At 58.4% G+C, this 16,878-nt stretch carries 18 protein-coding genes; 6 read left to right on the top strand and 12 right to left on the bottom strand.

The window, feature by feature from the left end:
* Window positions 1-121 precede the first annotated feature (121 nt).
* Window positions 122-919, top strand: coding sequence for a VWA domain-containing protein (locus KF767_04950; GenBank protein MBX3017215.1), 798 nt, complete (start codon window positions 122-124; stop codon window positions 917-919).
* A gap of 6 nt (window positions 920-925) precedes the next feature.
* Here KF767_04950 and map read toward each other — a convergent pair whose 3' ends face one another.
* Genes map through KF767_04935 form a run of 3 tightly spaced genes read right to left on the bottom strand, consistent with a single transcriptional unit; the run spans window position 926 to window position 3,430 of the window.
* Entirely contained in the window at window positions 926-1,675 is a 750-nt protein-coding gene (map, locus tag KF767_04945) for a type I methionyl aminopeptidase (protein MBX3017214.1), read from the bottom strand.
* 12 nt (window positions 1,676-1,687) lie between these two features.
* Entirely contained in the window at window positions 1,688-2,884 is a 1,197-nt protein-coding gene (locus KF767_04940; GenBank protein ID MBX3017213.1) for a DUF1343 domain-containing protein, read from the bottom strand.
* 9 nt (window positions 2,885-2,893) lie between these two features.
* A complete protein-coding gene (locus KF767_04935) occupies window positions 2,894-3,430 on the bottom strand; it encodes a DOMON-like domain-containing protein (protein MBX3017212.1) in 537 nt (178 codons plus the stop codon).
* Window positions 3,431-3,551: 121 nt separating this feature from the next.
* Here KF767_04935 and KF767_04930 point away from each other — a divergent pair, with 121 nt between their 5' ends.
* On the top strand, window positions 3,552-3,806 hold the full coding sequence (locus KF767_04930) for a hypothetical protein (protein MBX3017211.1): 255 nt from the start codon (window positions 3,552-3,554) through the stop codon (window positions 3,804-3,806).
* Here the strand turns inward: KF767_04930 and KF767_04925 are convergent, their stop codons facing one another.
* Complete coding sequence (locus KF767_04925) at window positions 3,807-4,298, bottom strand: YceI family protein (protein MBX3017210.1); 492 nt, start codon at window positions 4,296-4,298, stop codon at window positions 3,807-3,809.
* A 238-nt stretch (window positions 4,299-4,536) separates the two neighbouring features.
* Between KF767_04925 and KF767_04920 the strand changes: the two genes are divergently transcribed.
* Window positions 4,537-5,280, top strand: a complete 744-nt coding sequence (locus tag KF767_04920; GenBank protein ID MBX3017209.1) for a hypothetical protein — start codon at window positions 4,537-4,539, stop codon at window positions 5,278-5,280.
* 4 nt (window positions 5,281-5,284) lie between these two features.
* Here KF767_04920 and KF767_04915 read toward each other — a convergent pair whose 3' ends face one another.
* The 4 genes from KF767_04915 to KF767_04900 form a co-directional block, all read right to left on the bottom strand.
* Window positions 5,285-6,193 (bottom strand): hypothetical protein, encoded by a 909-nt coding sequence (locus KF767_04915; GenBank protein MBX3017208.1) that lies wholly within the window; start codon window positions 6,191-6,193, stop codon window positions 5,285-5,287.
* A gap of 78 nt (window positions 6,194-6,271) precedes the next feature.
* The gene (locus tag KF767_04910) at window positions 6,272-8,167 is read right to left on the bottom strand and encodes a CHASE3 domain-containing protein (GenBank protein ID MBX3017207.1); all 1,896 of its coding nucleotides are present in this window, start codon (window positions 8,165-8,167) and stop codon (window positions 6,272-6,274) included.
* The gene (locus KF767_04905; protein MBX3017206.1) at window positions 8,168-9,292 is read right to left on the bottom strand and encodes an AI-2E family transporter; all 1,125 of its coding nucleotides are present in this window, start codon (window positions 9,290-9,292) and stop codon (window positions 8,168-8,170) included.
* Between the two features lie 262 nt (window positions 9,293-9,554).
* On the bottom strand, window positions 9,555-11,330 hold the full coding sequence (locus KF767_04900; protein ID MBX3017205.1) for a sigma 54-interacting transcriptional regulator: 1,776 nt from the start codon (window positions 11,328-11,330) through the stop codon (window positions 9,555-9,557).
* Between the two features lie 222 nt (window positions 11,331-11,552).
* Here KF767_04900 and KF767_04895 point away from each other — a divergent pair, with 222 nt between their 5' ends.
* A complete protein-coding gene (locus KF767_04895; GenBank protein MBX3017204.1) occupies window positions 11,553-12,059 on the top strand; it encodes a response regulator in 507 nt (168 codons plus the stop codon).
* The gene (locus KF767_04890) at window positions 12,056-13,636 is read left to right on the top strand and encodes a response regulator (protein MBX3017203.1); all 1,581 of its coding nucleotides are present in this window, start codon (window positions 12,056-12,058) and stop codon (window positions 13,634-13,636) included. The genes KF767_04895 and KF767_04890 overlap by 4 nt, the downstream gene beginning before the upstream one ends.
* Here KF767_04890 and KF767_04885 read toward each other — a convergent pair.
* Window positions 13,619-13,900, bottom strand: a complete 282-nt coding sequence (locus KF767_04885) for an Hpt domain-containing protein (protein ID MBX3017202.1) — start codon at window positions 13,898-13,900, stop codon at window positions 13,619-13,621. The two genes, KF767_04890 and KF767_04885, sit on opposite strands and share 18 nt — an antisense overlap.
* A 92-nt stretch (window positions 13,901-13,992) precedes the next feature.
* Between KF767_04885 and KF767_04880 the strand changes: the two genes are divergently transcribed.
* Window positions 13,993-14,601 carry a hypothetical protein gene (locus tag KF767_04880; protein MBX3017201.1) on the top strand — a complete coding sequence of 203 codons (609 nt, stop codon included), beginning with the start codon at window positions 13,993-13,995 and terminating at the stop codon, window positions 14,599-14,601.
* Between the two features lie 7 nt (window positions 14,602-14,608).
* Here the strand turns inward: KF767_04880 and KF767_04875 are convergent, their stop codons facing one another.
* The 3 genes from KF767_04875 to KF767_04865 form a co-directional block, all read right to left on the bottom strand.
* Window positions 14,609-14,869, bottom strand: coding sequence for a hypothetical protein (locus KF767_04875; GenBank protein MBX3017200.1), 261 nt, complete (start codon window positions 14,867-14,869; stop codon window positions 14,609-14,611).
* Between the two features lie 259 nt (window positions 14,870-15,128).
* A complete protein-coding gene (locus tag KF767_04870) occupies window positions 15,129-15,446 on the bottom strand; it encodes a hypothetical protein (protein ID MBX3017199.1) in 318 nt (105 codons plus the stop codon).
* A gap of 184 nt (window positions 15,447-15,630) precedes the next feature.
* Entirely contained in the window at window positions 15,631-16,770 is a 1,140-nt protein-coding gene (locus KF767_04865; protein ID MBX3017198.1) for a hypothetical protein, read from the bottom strand.
* Between the last annotated feature and the right edge of the window lie 108 nt (window positions 16,771-16,878).

The raw sequence follows: 16,878 nt of genomic DNA, 5'->3' as shown, positions 1-16,878 counted from the left end.
TTCGTCGGGAGGATCGGCTCAGTTTGAGAATGATCGGGTCTTCCACGCATTCTCCATTCAAGAGTGGTGCGCCGGTGCTAGATTGGAGAGACGGGGTTCCGGTATTGTTTCAGGGGGAAACATGAAACAACTCGTTCTGATCGCATTCTTAGTCATGACGACGGCGGCCTGCTCGCAGCAAAATTTTTCTGCCGACGATGGCGGGCAAGGCGATAAGACCGGTGGCCTCGACAACGATGGCGACCTGGGGCTGACGTGCACCGATATCTTGCGCACGGTGAACGTCCCGGTGAAGGTCGTTTTCAGCGTGGATATTTCGGGTTCAAACGTCGATCACTACGATTCGGGTGGAAACGCGCTTCCCGGAAACGACATCGGAAAATCCCGCCGCGGTGGGGCGATCCAAAAGTTTTTCAATGCTTACGGTTCGCGTTCGAACTTCGCTTGGTCGTTTCTGACCTTCAATGACGAGTCGTCATATTCGTTGATCGGCTCGCCCAGCAATCCGCGCTTCTCGACGGCGTCATCGCAAATGTCGGCCGCGATTTCGAGTTTTTACGGTTTGAAGGATGAATACGGAACGCCCTACGCGGCGGCGCTGTCGCGGATTTACCAAACGATCGCGAATGATTCGGGACGTTCGGGCGATACGAAATATGTCGTCGTTTTCATCTCGGACGGACGTCCCGATCCCATGGTCGATACCGCCGAGCTGATCTCGTCCATTCAGTCGATTCAAGAGCTCGCTCCCGGTCAGGTGAGCTTCAACACGATCTATTACGGGGTCAGCAACAGCGACGCCCAGAACCGCTTGGCCACCATGGCGGCGAGTGGCGGCGGCGCTTACTTAAACGCCGCCGATGGCCGCACGTTCAGCATCAGCGACGCGATCCAGATTCCCGGTACGAATTGTCAGTAAAAACGGTTACGCGATCAAGGTCATGATCAGCGGCTCACGGTCGGTCACGACGATCGTGTGCTCATACTGGGCCGTGAAGACGCCGCTTTCGGTCATCAGCGTCCAGCCGTCGCCCTTATCGAAAACCTCGAAGGCTCCCGACGAGACGAAGGGTTCGACGGTGATCACCTGACCGTGCTTCAGGACACGGCGGTCGTTGCGATCATAGTATCCCGGAATGAACTTGGGTTCTTCGTGCAGCGCGCGGCCCACGCCGTGGCTGCCCAGGTTTTCGATGACCGTGAAGCCGTGGCGTTCGGCCTCGGACTCCATAGCTTTGCCGATCAGATTCAGTTTGGCGCCCGCACGTGCTTCACGCACGCCACGATTCATAGCCTTGAAAGCCACATCACACAGACGGCGTTTCAGTTGGGACTCCGGCGGGATGATGAAGGAGCCGCCCGTATCGGCGAAATAGCCACCGAGTTCGGCCGAGACGTCGATGTTCACGAGGTCGCCGGCGTTTAAGACCGTGGCGCCGGGGAGACCGTGCGCGGCCTCTTCGTTCACGCTGATGCAGGTGTGGCCCGGAAAGCCGTAGGTCAGTTTCGGGGCCGAGGTCGCGCCGTGAAGTTCCAGAAAACGCCGTCCGATTTCGTCGAGTTCCAAGGTCGTGATGCCCGGTTCGAGCTGAGACCCCATATGCTTCAGGCAGGTCGCGACGATTTTGCCGATCCGGCGAAGGGCGATCAGATCGTTTTCATTTTGGATGGACATGGGAACCGCCTTTTACCGATAGAGGAAGTACCGCTTGTACTCTTTCTTCCAGGCGTTCTCGTCACGGCGAAGTAGCTTTTCCAGATCCGCGGGTTTGGCTTGCGGACTCTCGATCCATTCGCGCAAACGGGGACCGCCATGAATGACGTCGAACGCTAATTTATCTTCGACGTATTCGTAAGCGAAGTCACGGTAGATGGGGTACTGGGGATAAAGTTCACGCACGCATTTGAGCATCAAACTCACCACACGGTAGGGTTTGAAGTCGCGCGGACGATAGCCGGGCACGTCGGTATGGAACATGAATCCGTGGCAGAGCTGGCCCTGGAATTTGTGAAAGGTCGGTTGGAAGTAGCACTCGCGCAGGATCGAGCCTTTCAGCCAGGAGGGCCCTTTTTTGCGCATGAGCTCCAGAACGCGCGCGAAGTCGATGTCCGCGGCGCCGACCTGCTCGAGCGCGCGGGTGGTGCCGCGCCCTTCGGACAAAGTCGTACCTTCGATCATCACGGTGCCGGGATAGGCCCGCGCCATGTTCAGCGTCGGCGCGTTGGGCGAAGGGTTCACCCACGACAGCGAAGCGGGCCAGCCGTGACCTGGTTTCGCGTTGGGTTTGTAGCCTTGCATCTGCACGACCGTCAGATCCAGATCGAGCGAGAAATGATCGCGGAAATAAAGCGCGAGCTCGCCCACGGTCAGGCCGTGGCGCATGGGGATCGGCCCCGCGCCGACGAAACTTTCCCAGCCGGGCTCAAGTAAAAAGCCTTCGACGTCACGGCCGATGGGGTTCGGGCGGTCCAACACGATGAAACGTTTGTCGTACTTCGCGCACTCTTCCATCACGTAAAGTAGCGTCGTGATGAAGGTGTAGATCCGGCAGCCCAGATCCTGCAGATCGAACAGCAGGACGTCGAAGCTGTCCATCATCTCTTTGGTGGGGCGACGGACTTTTCCGTACAGGGAATAGACCGGGATTTGAGCTGTGGGATGGATCAGGTCGTCGCTTTCGACCATGTTGTCTTGCTTTTCACCCTTCACGCCGTGCTGCGGACCGAAGGCGCTCGCGAGTCCGATTTTTTCGTGAATCAAATCGAAGGCGTGATTCAGTTTTTGGTCCACCGAAGCGGGATGGCAAACCAGCGAAACGCGTTGGCCCTTCAGCTCGCGATGTAGTTGCTTATCGTTCAGAAAAATTTCGAGTCCGAGTTTCATGAAGCCTCGCTAGGGTCGGCGGATCAGGTTGAAGCTGTCGCGTCGGTGGAAGTCGGGTTGGGGTCCGGAGTGGTGGGTGGAAAAATAAAACGGGCCCGCCTCGCGAGTCCGCAGAACCGCGCACAGCGAAACTTCCCAGGCGCGCGCGGGCAGTCGGGTTGCGAGCGTGGCCTCCACGAAGTCGGGCCGCGTTTGCAGTTGGATCAGCTCGAAGTCTTGAGCGGCCATCGGCGGCTGGGGCGTGCGGTAGTCATCGAAGCGGTACAGATTCCAACGGCCATCGGCGGCGATATTCACTTCAAAGTACCCGGGCTCACCGGGCGCGCTCCAGAAAGCTTCGAAGCAGGTGCTTTGCCATAGTCCATCGGCACGCCGGAAATCGGCGGGGGAAAACTCGCGTGCCCGCGGCGCATCGACCAGCACGCCCAAGGCGTCGTTCAAATTGAAACGCAGACGCAGTTGTCCCTCTTTGAGGATATCGAACTCACCCGTAAGGGCGAGCGAGGACGGAGCCGCGGCCGGATCGAAAGCGCGAAGTGGGATCACCTGAAAATGGTAGCGGCGGGGCCGGGGAGCGGGCAATGCTTATCGACCTGGACTTTAGTTGAAGTCAGGATCAGAGCAAAATCGGACTTCAAAACCAGGCCCTTAGGGCCGATGAAGAATTATGCGCTGGTTCGTGATTTTGTGCCTGGTTTTGAGCGCCGACATGGCTCTTGCGGAAACCGAGATGTCCGTGAACTTGAAGCCCGCCCGCCGTCAACCGGCGAGCGTCGATCCCGCGCGTCCGCTGAAACCCAAAAATCACAAGCTCGGTCGTGGGTTGAAGGCCGATCCGGGCCGCCCGCCGATGAATCTACGGATGAGCCCGCGCCGGACGACGCCCATCCTGGATATCGATATCAGCGTGAAAGAAGATTAGTTATTCGATCGGCACCAGCGCCTTGACGGTCGCCTTGTCCTTCACGCCCGCGCCCATGTAGCGGATGCCTTCGATCTTGAAGTCCGCCAGGCTGATTTCGAACTCCGCGAAGACGTTCTTGCCACGAACCGCGCACTTGCCGCTGACGTCTTTTTCGATACCGCGGATTTTCAGTTTTCCTTTGCCGCTACCGCCTTCGCAAGCGCCCACGGTCAACTCCGCCTGGGGATGTTTCGCGACTTCGAGGTATTTGTCCTTCATGTGCTCGTCGCGCAATTTGATGCCCGTCGACAGGCTGGCCAAGTCGACCTTCACGCCGTTCGCGACAATCTTGCTGCCCTCTTTCTTGGCCTTTCCCGAGATCTTCGAGGTCTTCGCTTGGAAAGAACCGGCGGGGCTGATCTTCAGGTCGACTTCCACGGACTGCGCGACCGCGAATCCCGAGGTGAAAAGAGTGATGGCAAAGGCGGCGAGGACTTGGCGTTGGCTCATGGTGGACTCCTGTGAAGCTCCATTTTACCGCTCCGACTTCCGGGGCGGCAACGGATTCCCAAACCTATCGTCCCGCGCAACATAACACCTGCGTGTGATGCGTCGGCTGTCTCATTTTCATGCGTCCCTTTCGTCGGGAAGACGTCGGGATTTCGTCAGGGTTCCTCGAGTGCGGAACGGCCAACTCCGAAAGGCAAGTCTGGAGCGGTTTTCCCGCTTCTCACGGAGGAGGAACCCCATGTTTAAACATCTGCGCCTAGCCGCGCTGACTTTGCTGATCACGTTGATGATCTTCAATCTGGCCGAAGCCCACGAGGGGCACTCGGATATGGAGCACGCCGCACTGGAGTGGGGATCCATTCTGAGCCCGGGCCACGCCGATCCTTGGGCCGAAAGTTTCATCGAGGACGACTTTGAATTGACCGCGCGGGGAGCCTTCGCGCGTCCCATGGCTTGCCGGGCGGCCAGCAGTTCGCAGAAGGCGCAGGTCAATTTGGGGAACACCAAAAAAGATCGTTTCCTGCAGAACTGCGCGACGACGACGAATTCGTCCCCGTGGTGCGCGCAGCTCGTGCGTCCCAATCCCGATAGCCGGTCGACCTTCAGCTGTACCTATGGATCAAGTCAGGTGCACCAGCTGATTCATCCGGACGAAAACACCTGGAGTTACGCGTATCGCGCGGTTCGTCTGATTGAAGATCTTGAGGGGCAAGGCGTGCGCGTCTGCCGGATTTACAACTGGTGGAGACCCGAGCCTTACAACGCCAATGTCGGCGGGGCGGCCGGACGTCATCCGTTCGGGACTTCGGTCGACGTGCAGTTCTGCACGAAGACCGACCAGGAAAAAGCCTTCCGTCTTTTGTGCCAGTACCGTCGCCAAGGAAAACTGCGCGCGATCGGCTACTACTCGAGCACGTCGCTGCACTTTGGCGTCGGCGATTCGAGCGCCAACACCTGGGGCAAAAGCTGCCCCAGTTCTTGAGACTTTAAAGAATCGAGAAGATCGTCGACATATTCATGCTGACGCTGTCGGTGGTGATCCGGTTCGGATAGAAATACAGATACGGGCTGATGAAAATCTCTTTCGTCAGTCCGTACGCCAAACCCACGCTCATGGTGGGTGAGCGGTTCCACAAAGCCCATTCGTTTGCGAGCGAACGGGGGTTCCAGAAGTTCACGCTCATGCGCGCGTTCACGTTCAACTTTTCGGTGAAGCGATATTTGATATTCGGTCCGAACGAAAAGGTGAAGCGGCTGGCTTTGCCGTCTTCGCGGCGATACTCACGGTCGTAAAGGTAGTATCCGAAGTCGGTTTCCAGTCCCACGGCGATGTCCGTGCCCGCGAAGTCATAAACTAATGAGTTGCCGAAGTTCAGCGCCGCGTACTCGCCGATCTTTTTGTAGTTCGGGACGGTGATGTAGTTGATGCCGGGGGAGTTGCGCATTTGCAAATTTCCCCAGCGGCTCGACATATCGTAGGACAGATAGGGATTGTTCACGTCGAAACGTTCGATGCCGTGAAGCGGGTAGATCGCTTTCAGGCCCGTGCCGAAAGAGAGGGCGCGGGTGGGGCTGGTGCGGTAGCGCGCGCTGACCGAACCGCCGAGGGCCGTCGCGTACATCCCGACGCTGCCATCGGGATTCGGTTGGTCTTTCGCGCCGAGGTCGCCCAGCGTGGGGCCGTAGTAAGAGAGGTTGAACTTGATCGAGTAGCGCGACATCGAACCCTCTTCGGCGCGCAGCTTCGGGTCGGACAGGATGTGGGGTTCTTCGAATTTCGTCTGTTCTTTGATCGGGCCGGTGCGGCTCTCTTGTCCGAGAGGAGTGGCCGTGGTCTGCGCAAACGCCAAACCTGCCCAAAGACCCATGACCGCGAAAACACCCGCACGCAACATCCGACCCCCTCGTTGGAGCGCTCCCTGTATCGCGGAAAAGCCGCGTGAGGATAGTGTGAACGTCTTTGGGGACATGCGTCAGGCGTGGGTTTCGGGTGGGATCTCCGATTTCGGTAATCCCGGGCGCACGTGGTTCTCGGGTGATGTGGGAAATAAAACTTGAATCGTCGCGCCCTGGCCCAATTGGCCTTCGGCCCAAATGCGACCGCCGTGGCGCTGGACGATCCGGCGGCACAGGGCGAGGCCGATGCCGGTGCCTTCGAACTCTTTTGCGGAGTGCAGGCGTTGGAAGGCTTGGAAGAGTTTCGCCTGGAAGTTCATATCGAAGCCCGCGCCGTTGTCGATCACTTTGAAGCCCGTGGCGCCGACATCGGCGATGCCGCGAACCTCGATGCGCGCGTGTTCGATGCGCCCCGTGAATTTCCACGCGTTGCCGAGCAGATTCTGCAGCAAGATCTTCAGCAGGGCCGGATCGGCGCGCACGGGGATCTCGGCATCCGCGAAGTATTCGACCTTCCGGTTGGGGTGCGCTTCGCGCAGATCCGCCAGGACTTCGCGCGCGACGCCGGCGGCGTCGGTTTTCTCGGCTTGCAGGTCCGCCTTCGAGATGCGCGAAAGATTTAAAAGATCGTCGATCAGCTGGCCCATTTTGCGGACGCCGTCGCGGATGAAGCCGATGTGGCGTTGGGACTCGGGGCTCAGCCGTCCGGTTTCGTCCTCAATCAAAATTTGGCTGAAACCGTCGATTCCGCGCAAGGGACCCCGTAGATCGTGCGAAACGGAATACGAGAAGGCCTCAAGTTCGCTATTCGCGGCGGCCAGTCGAGAGTTCGCTTCGAACAATTCGCGGGTGCGTTCGGAAACGCGCTGCTCAAGATGGGCATTCAGTTCACGCGCGGTTTCGAGGGCCTGCGCGTAGTTACCGGACAACGAGGTGATTTGTTTGCGTGACCACAGCGCGAGCCCCAAGCCGATGAGTCCCGCGAGCGAGACGGAAACCAAGATGAACAGATGGGTCACTTGATCGGCGTCGTCGCTGTACACGTCGCGCTCGCGAACCGTCAGCCGGATCGTTTCCGAAAAAAGCGCGCGCGATTGATCCATGAGCTCGCGGTGGTAAGTTTCGACGTTCGAATTGCGGTAGGGAATACCCTTACGCCGACGTTCGATCAGGGGATTGGCGATGTCCACCCATTCGATGAAGTTCGAGGCGAGCTTTTGCAGGTTCGCGTGGACCAGGGCGTGCTCTTTGTTCAGCACCATGAGATCGTTCAACATCCGCGGGGTGCGGCTGGTCGCGCTTTCCAGCGGCTGCAGGTATTCGGCTTTTCCCGTCAATAGATATCCGCGCAGGGCCGACTCGGCGTCGACGAAGTTCCTTTGCAGCGCGTGCATGTACGAAATCCGTTGGGTAGCTTCGGCGACCTCGCCCTTCACGTACACGAGATAGGTGATCTGCGAGGTGAAAACCGCGATCAATACGAGGGCGAGCGCCGTCGGCAAAAAGACGGAGCGGTTCAAGAGCTTTTCGAAACCTTTGTCGGTGAAAAGCGCGCGGGAGTGGCGGCGTTCGATGCGCGAGTTGTAGGATTCGAAACGACGCACGGTGACCGCGAACTCTACGATTTGCGGCCAGACTTGCGCGATCCAAAGAGCGGCGACCACGGCCGTGCCCGCCGTCACGATTTTTAAGAGCGACGAAAGCCAGAACACCGGCGTCCACAAAAGCCATGCGGACACCAAATGGGTCGCCCCGAGCAGGGCCAGCAGCGACGCCAGCAGGAGGAGCAGGCCCGAAGCGCGAACGCGGATGCGGTGGTACAGAAAAAAGCAACTGACGGCGACGAAGAGGAGGGAGGCTCCCAGCGCGAGATCGCCCAAGGCGAGCGGCCACCATAGGTCCGCGCGTCCGCCGAAAGCCTCGGCGACCGACAACAAACCCTCGGTACTGAAGAACTTCAACCACTCCGTCATTTAGAAACGCAACCTCTTCTTCAGCCAATCGGGCATGATTTCGCGCAGGCGTTCACGCCACGGGCGCGCCGGTTCTTCCGCGCCGACTTCGGGAATAGGTTCCCCGGAGAGCAGGCTCAGGGCGCGCAGACACAAAATGAACACCACGGGGCCCAGGAAGATCCCGAAGATCCCGAAAAGTTGAATCCCGCCGATGACCGCCAGGAATGAGATCAGCGGGTTGATCTCGCCACGTCCACCGACGACGAGGGGGTAGATGATGTTGTCGGCGATCGAAGAAATCGCGGCAAAGGGCAGGAAGAAGAGCAGACCTTCGATATCTTGGGTGGCGACCCCGATGACGATCAACGAAATCGAAACCAGGCCCGAGCCCAAGAACGGAAAGAACGAAGCGAAGAAAACGATCGTCGCGGCGACCCAGGGATTCCCCAGACCCGAAACCGCGGCGCCGATGCCGATGATCGTCGCCTGCGCGAGGCCGCTCAGGATTCCCGCCATGACGACCGAGACGCTCGCCGTACGGAACGTGTCGACCAGATAGTTCGTCTCTTTGCGTTTGAGGGGCGAGTTCTTATAAAGCCAAGCTTCGATTTGGTTTTGGTCCTTCAGGATCCAGAACAGACAGAAGATCATGATGATGAAGGCCATGACGGCGGCGGGGGCGCCGGTCAGAATCGACTGCAGGAACTCCAAAACGACGTACTGGGTTTTCTGCAGGATCGACATGAGCGAGGTTCGCAGTTGCTCGTCGTCGATGTTCAGGGCGGCCTGGATTTTTTCGACACGCTCGCTGGACAGGATATCGCGCATCCAGTGGCCGGGTTGCAGGTCGATCTGATCGAGGGCGCCCTCTTGAATTTTCTTTTGCAGGACGAAGACGCCGGCGCCGATCAACGACAAGACGGGACCGAGGATCAACGTGACGAAGCCGATCGTCAGGATGGCGGCCCGGGCGACTTTCGATTTCACGAAGCGCCATTCGTCGCGGGCGTAGGGCCACAGCAGCGACGCGAACACGAAAGCGAGCGCGATCGGCATCACGAACGGCCAAATGAGCATCAAGATGACGATCACGAGTCCGATCTGGACGAAACGGAGAAGAGTGTCTTTGGAGCTAAAATCCATAATTCCTTCGCGGTGAGTGGGGGCTTTCGAGTTGAGGGACTCGAGATTTTACCCACTTCTCTCCCATTTTAGACAAGGAGTCTTTGGCATACTCTTCGCTTCTGCTTTCCGTCAGACAACCCCAACCCCTCAAATTGAAAGGGGAGGCCAAGCGGCTTCCCCTTTCCCCCCCAAAAAAAATCTAAGTCTCAAATGGCATCGAAACTTAAGCTTTGCCAATCATTCAACGGCACCTTCGAAATCGAAGGTGCCGTTTCCATTTTTAGTGGTTGAGTTCCGAGCGTTTGTCGCCGCCGGCATTCGGGTTGCGCTTTTCGGTTCCGCCGGTGCCCGTCGGGGGAGTCGCGGGGGTTTCGCTCACCGGAGCGGTCCGCTGCTTATATTCGTCGATCTTGCGGTACAGAGTCTTACGATCGATATCGAGGACGCGGGCGGCGCGCTCACGGACTCCGCCCACGCGTTTCAGGACGAACTGCACGTAGTCGAGTGAGATTTCGTTCAGCGTGGGCAAATCTTCGGTTTCGCGATTCTGCAGGGGCAGGAACAGCGCGGCCTCTTCACTGGGGACGAAGTAGTGATTCGGCATCGAGTACGGGGGGACGCCGGGCATTTGCGGCATCATGTGGCTGCCCATCGGTGATCCCATTTGCGTTCCCATCGGCGCTGCAGGAAGGACCGGTGTCTGGGGAATCGTCGTGGGTTGCGCCGAAGCGGGGAGCGAGGGCATGGGATTCGGCGCGTGAGTGCCGGGTGTCGTCCACGACTGGCTCGAGTTGCCTGCGGCATTGCTTGCGGGTTCGGTCGCCGCCGCCGCGTTCATCGGCATCAGCGGGCGCGAATTGGACAAGCTCGGCAGATCTTGCGGCTGGATCAAGTCGTTTTGGCTCAGGATGACCGCGCGCTCGATCGCGTTTTCGAGTTCACGCACGTTACCGGGCCAGTCTTGGCCAAAGAGGTACTCTTGCGATTCTTTCGAGAACCCGCGCACCATGGATCCGTTCTTCGCGGCGAATTTTTTCAGGAAGACATCGGCCAGCGGCAGAATGTCGTCACGACGATCGCGCAAGGCGGGAATGTCGATCCGGATGACGTTCAAGCGGAAGAACAAGTCCTGACGGAAGTTTCCCTTCTGGACTTCGGTTTCCAAAGTCTTGTGGGTGGCGGCCAAGATACGCACGTTGATCGGGCGGTACTGGTTTTCGCCGACGCGTTTGATCTGACGCTCTTGCAGAACGCGCAGGAGTTTCGCCTGGAGCGGCTGGCTCAGATCTCCGATTTCGTCCAGGAACAAGGTGCCTTCGTTCGCCTCTTCGAAGAGGCCGATTTTTTTATCCTGCGCGCCGGTAAAGGCGCCTTTCGCGTAACCGAAAAGCTCCGATTCCAAAAGTGTTTCCGGGATCGCCGAACAGTTGATGGCGACGAAGGGACCATTCGCCCGAGCGCTATTCGTATGGATCGCGCGGGCGATCACTTCTTTACCGGTCCCGGATTCACCTTGGATCAAAACGTTCGCTTCCGAGCTCGCGATTCGGCGAGCGAAGTTGATCACGTTCAACATATTCGGCGAACGCGCGATCATTCCGTCCAGGCTCTTGGTCGCCGAGGCAACGGAGCGGAGCGTTTCGTTCTCGGACTGAATTTTGCGAAGCGACAAAGCGCGCTCGATCGCGACGCTCAGTTGCGAGAAGTTCAAGGGTTTATTCACGAAATCATAGGCTCCCTCGCGGACCGCTTGGACGGCGAGTTCGATGGAGCTATGCGCGGTCATCAGAATGATGGGGGTCGTCGGTGACAGCGAGCGCATTTCACGAATAAACTCAAGGCCGTCGAACTTGGGCATCTTCAAATCGCAGATGACCACGTCGTAGGGGTTCTCGGAGTTCTGGCTTTGACGGAAACGCTCCAAAGGCTGGAAGGCAGATTCGGCAAGATCCACGCGGTAACCGCGGGGGCGATAGTAGTCGCGAATCACTTCCAGGAGGTCGACATCGTCGTCGATAAAGAGCAGATGTCCGGCCGGTTTCTTCAGTGAAAGCATTGAGGTCTCCTTCGTTTAGGTCGGCGTTTTGGGGAAACGCCTGGGTTCGCGGCGGAATGACACAAAAAGGTCATAGCAAGCCGGGTGCCCTAAATTGCCAGCTCGTTTTGGGGAGTTTTGCCACAGAATAGGGAAAAATAGAACATTAGTATGGAGAAATTCCCAGTCCCTGAGCGTCGTTTTTTTGCAGTTTTTGGGTTGGGATATGGATATGGGGTGTAAATGTTGAGACCAATTCTCTTGGTGGAGGACAACGAGCAGGATGAGCTCCTGACCCTCCGGGCTCTGCGAAAGAACAATGTCGCCAATGACGTCCACGTCGCGAGAGACGGCGCCGAGGCCTTGGCCTATCTGGGGTTAGCCGTCGGGGGTGCGGATCTGTCCGAGACTCCACCGGCGCTGCCGCAGATCGTGCTTTTGGACCTGAAGTTACCGAAGATCGATGGCCTTGAGGTCTTAAAGGAAATTCGGACGAACCCGCGCACGCAGGTCCTTCCGGTCGTCATCCTGACGACTTCGAAAGAAGAGCGCGACATCGCCAAGGGTTACGCTCTGGGCGCGAACTCGTATGTGCGCAAGCCCGTCGACTTCGATACGTTCATCGAGGCGATCCGTCAGCTGGGTTTGTACTGGCTGATTCTGAACGAAGGCCCGGCGGACACGATTCAAAATCTCGAGCCCGCGGCGCCGTCGCGGCCCGCGCGTTTCAACCCCGAGGCCGAACCGTGACGACCCCCGCACCGCTGCAACTTCTTTTATTGGAAGATTCCGAAGCGGACGTGCTTTTGATTCAACGTCAATTCGTGAAACAAGGGGTCGCCTGCGAATGGCGACTTGCCGAAAGTGCCGAGCAGTTTCGCGAAGCGCTCGCTCAGGGGGCGGTCGACGCCGTGATCAGCGATATGTTGATCCCGGGTTTTGGCGCTGAAACGGCGCTCGAAATTTTGGCGACCCGGCCGGGGCCGAATCCGCCGCTCGTCGTGATTTCGGGGCTGATTGGCGAAGAGGTCGCGGTCGAAATGATGAAGGCCGGCGCGAAAGACTTTTTGGTCAAATCGAATCTGAAACGCCTGGTTTCGGTCGTCCTCCGCGCGATCCGTGAGGCCCGCTTAGAACGCATCGAAGAGCAGAGTCGCCGTCAGGCCGAGCGGGCCGTGCGCGACCGGGAACGGCTTTTAGAGATCGTGTCGCATGATCTGAAAAACCCGCTCGGCGCGATGACGCTGAATTTGCAGCTCCTGGGTGAAAACCTGGGGACCCGTACCGAGGGGGATCGCAATCATGTTTTGCTCGAACGTATCCGTAAATCCGTCGTCCGTGTGGATCGGCTGATTCGGGATGTGTTGGATCAAGCCAAGATCGAGGCCGGGAAATTCGTCATTTCCCCTCATCGCACATCCGTGCATGAGTTGATGGCCGATCTGCACGACGTCTTCGCGCCGATTGCGCAAAGCCGTGACGTGAGTCTTCACTTCGATGTGCGTTTGCAGTCGGACGAGCAGACTTTCGACGGTGAGAGGATTCACCAAGTTCTTTCCAATCTGATTTCGAACGCGATCAAGTTCACGGCCGTCGGTTCGGATGTGCAGATCGTCGCCTCGGAAAACGAGCGTGGTTTGCGCTTCGCGGTCGCCGACGAGGGGCCCGGGATTCCCGAGCCCGAGCGTGAACTGGTTTTCACTAAATTCTGGCAGGCTCCGGACCGGCAAAAATTCGGGACCGGCTTGGGGCTTTCGATCGCGCGGGAAATCGTGCGCGGACATGAGGGCGAGATCGGCGTGTCGTCCCCGCCCGGCAAGGGGAGCGAGTTCTGGTTCGAGATTCCCCACTTGCCGGAAGAGACCAGTCTTGAATCCGTGGCCGAGCTGGGGCCCGATCAGAAGCTGACGATTCTGCTGCTGGAAGACGACGAAGATCTGCGTGAGGTGATGGACGAAACCTTGCGCAATGACCGCACGGAAGTCACGAGCATGGCCTTCGGCGCCCAGGCGATGGAAGCCCTTCAGCAGGGGCTGAAGCCGCAGCTGTTGATCGTGGATCACGATCTGCCAGGGATGACGGGCGGAGAGTTTTTGCGCCGGGCTTTCGCGCAGAACTTGATCCCGAAAGACGCGCGGGTGGTTTTGACTTCGGCGCATCCGGATTTGAAGGATCGCGCGGTCGCATTGGGGCTGACGCTCACCTTGCAGAAACCTTTCACTTTGCGTCGCTTGGTGGATCAGGTCGAAAGTTGGCGCCGCCCGCGCGTGGCGCCGTTACAGATTTTGGGTGCGCCGGAAGCTCCGGTTTTAGAACGAATCCCTTAGGTCTCCGGCGAGTTGCCGATAGCGAACGAAGGCGGCGCGGGTTTCGTGACCGCGCACGGGCTCGGGCGCGAATCGGCAGGCGTTTTCCAAGCGGGCGGCCAGCTCGGCCAGGCCTTCGAAACGGAGCGAAGGCGCGCTCCCGCGGACCAATCGGGCTAAACGCGAAGCCTCCGGGAAATTTTTTTGCTCGAGCAGGTCCTCAAGGCTCGCCATTTCGTCGAGGCGGCGGTTCAGATATTTGAGTTGCGTGTGTTTCGTCAGCATTGCTAAACCTACCTTCCGTGATGATACGAACTGCTCTCGGCCCGCTATTGATGTGCGTTGGGCTCGTTCTTGGTGGCTGCGCCAGTAGTCCCTTGGGACCCAAAATCCCCGAGTCCGGGACGGCCAACCCGCTCTCGGCCGCGCCCGTGCGGAGTCGCGAAGTCGAGCGTCTGCTCGACGGCAGTTATCGCACTCCCGATCCGCTCTTGGCGGGACACTGCGCCCGTGAACGCCGTCTGGTTTTTCAAGACGGTCGTATGGAGCTCATCGAAAACATTCCCCTCGAACCCCTTTGCCGCGAGATCCGCGGTCAGGTGATTTACCGCGGTCGCGTGGAGGTCGGAGAGCTCCTCGTCAAAGATGCTTCGTCTCGACCGCTGCTCTTGCGTGTGGACGAAGTCGAGATCATGGCGATCAGCCCGGGTTGGGGGTTGACCCGCGCCGAGGCCCAACAAGACCCTTGCGAACTCGCACAACTGAGAATGGGAGATCGCGAATTGGTCACCGGTCGTGAGTGCGGGGCGTTCGGACGCTTCCCCGCGCGCGGGGAGACTTTCGCCAGCGAGATCGTCGTCAATTCCGGCCAGCGCATTCAGCTTCGGCATCTGCCGCTCGTCGGCGCCGAGCCCGTGCCGAGCGTCCGCCGCGGTGTCGCCAGTGGTGCCGAGGAAACCCTCGAATTCGAACGCACCAGTCTCTGAGTCGGGATCAATTGATCGTCGATGCTTCATGTTCGCTCGCGGTTTCAATAAACAGAACATCGTAAGTTGTTTTCGATGCGGGGCTTGAAGCGTGGGGGAGAGGGGCGATGTGATGGGGACGTTCGAGCGGCCAGGGGCTCGCGCGAAGAAGCGCGCGCACCGGTTGACCGCGCAGATGCTCTAAGCTTTCGCGGTTGAGGCGGGGATTCAGGCGCAGGCGGGCCCCCTCGGGAGTGACGAGATGAAAGTGCTCTCCGTCGGGATCCATGCTGATGACCCCGGGACGAAATTTAAGTCTGGATGTTTTATTCTTTGCCGATGATGCGAATAACGATTCGGCATGGCTTTCGATGAGTTCACCGATTTGCATTGAATCCCTCCTGGAAATTATTTTGGTTTTATCGACGGGGTGACGATGGTTGCCCCGTCCGACCGGTCACAAGACGTCCATGCCTAATGAAACGGTCACCAGCGCCATGAAGACGACGGCCATGTAAACTTGGTTGAGCTTGGCGGACCAGCGATGGCTATTGAGCTTGACCATGGGTCACCTCTTCATCCATGAAGCGGCGGGTTTTCCATTGGTTGAGTTGTTCGCGGAGCTTTTCGTACAACTGCACCCCCAACTCTTTCGGGTCGGCGGTTTGGGCGAAGCTTAAGAAGCGTCCGGCTTCCGAATTGATGTTGATGATGCCTTTGTATTCACCTTGATCGTGAGCGAAGCTCGCCCGGATGAATGAGCAATCCGGAGCGTCGTCCTGAATCCGGCGGATCAACGACTGAAAGAACTGCTTCGTGGCATTCGCGGGTGTGAAACCGCGGTATTGAATAGAAAACTCCTCCATAAAACCCTCCGTGTTAAAAGCTCAGCACACGAGAGTTGATTGCAGTGGATATGCCATCCACCGCTGGGGAGAAATAGGCGCGATTGTGGAAAAGCTCCGGCCCTCCGCGGCACGTCGCGCGGCCTAGGTCGAGGGAGGGACCATCGGTCACCGCCCGGAAGTCACGGGCATCTTGCCCGGTGACTTACTTCACGTCGAGGTAGGTCGCGTTCGAAATTTTCGGCAAGATCGGAACGCGCATGAAAACGGCGTCGTAGTTATAAGAGAAACTTCCGACAGACATCATCGCCACTTCGGTGATGATCACGCCCGAAAAGTTACCGCGATAAAGGCTATCCACGCGGGGCGCGTTCAGCAGCAGACGGCTCATCGGTTGATTGCGACCACCGGTCTCGTTGTCGGCATGGGTCAGACCCGTGAATTTCAAGGCCTCGCTGGCCATGGCTTGGCCGTACGAGATCACGCTCGCGTAACCGCGCATGGGAACCACGTCGTCGGGGTGCCCGTACAGGTGGGGATTCGTGGGGTCATTGTTCGCCGTGACGGCATTGTAGTCCATGCCGAGCGCGATGCCGAGGGCGGCGGTAATTTGCAGGTTGTGATCCGAACCGCTACCGACACTTTGTACCTTCAAGCCACCCGTGATGAACGCGGCTTTGGTCACGTAAATGCGGCAACCGGTATTGGATTTGATGGTCGCGGCCTTCAGGTGGATCGATCCCTCCACGAAAAGATCGCCGTCGCATTGGACGTTGCCGGTCGCGATATAGGCTCCGCCCGAACCGGTCACGCCGCTGAGGTTGGGGGAAGAGTCCGAACTTTTCTGGTAGTTGAGGGCCGAGCCCCCGGCGGCCGCGCGCAGCTCCGCCGCCGTCGGCGCGCCGATGTGGATACGATCACGTTTTTCGACCGTGTAGGATTTCGAACCTTTCAGGTAGTCCGCCAAGTTGTCGCCGGTTTCGGGGATGTAGATGGTGTGTTTACTCGGGAACGAGTTCATCTGTTCGAAACCAAACTTCGAGTAGGTCGACAGATGTTTGCGATAGAAGGGATCGCCGAAGCCCGCGTCCGTAATAATAGAGGCGTTGATGTTCGCGTGACAAGTGAAGCAACCGATTCCGCGCACGGCCAGGGCCGGCTTGAGGGTTTTGAAAATCTCTTCGATCGGCACTTCAGGTTCGGGACGACCTTGAGCTTGATCATTGGGATCTTGATCGAACTTCGCGCCCGCGCAGTTTTGAAACTGAGTCGCCAAAGTCATGATAATTCCCAATGTCAGAAGAACTTGGGTCGTTATGACGGATTTCTTGCGAAACGACGACATCGGTTTCCCCCTCGGTACCTTTCTCTATCTTAAAGAGACGCATGTGGGATTGAAACAACTTCGTGAAGGCGAATCAAATCGGGACGTTTGACAGAAAATTGTGAAATC

Source organism: Pseudobdellovibrionaceae bacterium (assembly GCA_019637875.1).
GTDB lineage: Bacteria > Bdellovibrionota > Bdellovibrionia > Bdellovibrionales > Bdellovibrionaceae > JAHBUW01.
Note: the sequence above shows the minus strand (reverse complement) of the source record. Positions and strands in the feature narration are given on the sequence as shown.

What these genes read in the sequence shown, in the direction of transcription:
- map (MBX3017214.1), bottom strand. Translation starts at nt 1,675, where the DNA reads ATGTCCATCCAAAATGAAAACGATCTGATCGCCCTTCGCCGGATCGGC.
- KF767_04950 (MBX3017215.1), top strand. Translation starts at nt 122, where the DNA reads ATGAAACAACTCGTTCTGATCGCATTCTTAGTCATGACGACGGCGGCC.
- KF767_04925 (MBX3017210.1), bottom strand. Translation starts at nt 4,298, where the DNA reads ATGAGCCAACGCCAAGTCCTCGCCGCCTTTGCCATCACTCTTTTCACC.
- KF767_04900 (MBX3017205.1), bottom strand. Translation starts at nt 11,330, where the DNA reads ATGCTTTCACTGAAGAAACCGGCCGGACATCTGCTCTTTATCGACGAC.
- KF767_04930 (MBX3017211.1), top strand. Translation starts at nt 3,552, where the DNA reads ATGCGCTGGTTCGTGATTTTGTGCCTGGTTTTGAGCGCCGACATGGCT.
- KF767_04875 (MBX3017200.1), bottom strand. Translation starts at nt 14,869, where the DNA reads ATGGATCCCGACGGAGAGCACTTTCATCTCGTCACTCCCGAGGGGGCC.
- KF767_04910 (MBX3017207.1), bottom strand. Translation starts at nt 8,167, where the DNA reads ATGACGGAGTGGTTGAAGTTCTTCAGTACCGAGGGTTTGTTGTCGGTC.
- KF767_04885 (MBX3017202.1), bottom strand. Translation starts at nt 13,900, where the DNA reads ATGCTGACGAAACACACGCAACTCAAATATCTGAACCGCCGCCTCGAC.
- KF767_04920 (MBX3017209.1), top strand. Translation starts at nt 4,537, where the DNA reads ATGTTTAAACATCTGCGCCTAGCCGCGCTGACTTTGCTGATCACGTTG.
- KF767_04905 (MBX3017206.1), bottom strand. Translation starts at nt 9,292, where the DNA reads ATGGATTTTAGCTCCAAAGACACTCTTCTCCGTTTCGTCCAGATCGGA.
- KF767_04940 (MBX3017213.1), bottom strand. Translation starts at nt 2,884, where the DNA reads ATGAAACTCGGACTCGAAATTTTTCTGAACGATAAGCAACTACATCGC.
- KF767_04870 (MBX3017199.1), bottom strand. Translation starts at nt 15,446, where the DNA reads ATGGAGGAGTTTTCTATTCAATACCGCGGTTTCACACCCGCGAATGCC.
- KF767_04895 (MBX3017204.1), top strand. Translation starts at nt 11,553, where the DNA reads ATGTTGAGACCAATTCTCTTGGTGGAGGACAACGAGCAGGATGAGCTC.
- KF767_04865 (MBX3017198.1), bottom strand. Translation starts at nt 16,770, where the DNA reads ATGTCGTCGTTTCGCAAGAAATCCGTCATAACGACCCAAGTTCTTCTG.
- KF767_04915 (MBX3017208.1), bottom strand. Translation starts at nt 6,193, where the DNA reads ATGTTGCGTGCGGGTGTTTTCGCGGTCATGGGTCTTTGGGCAGGTTTG.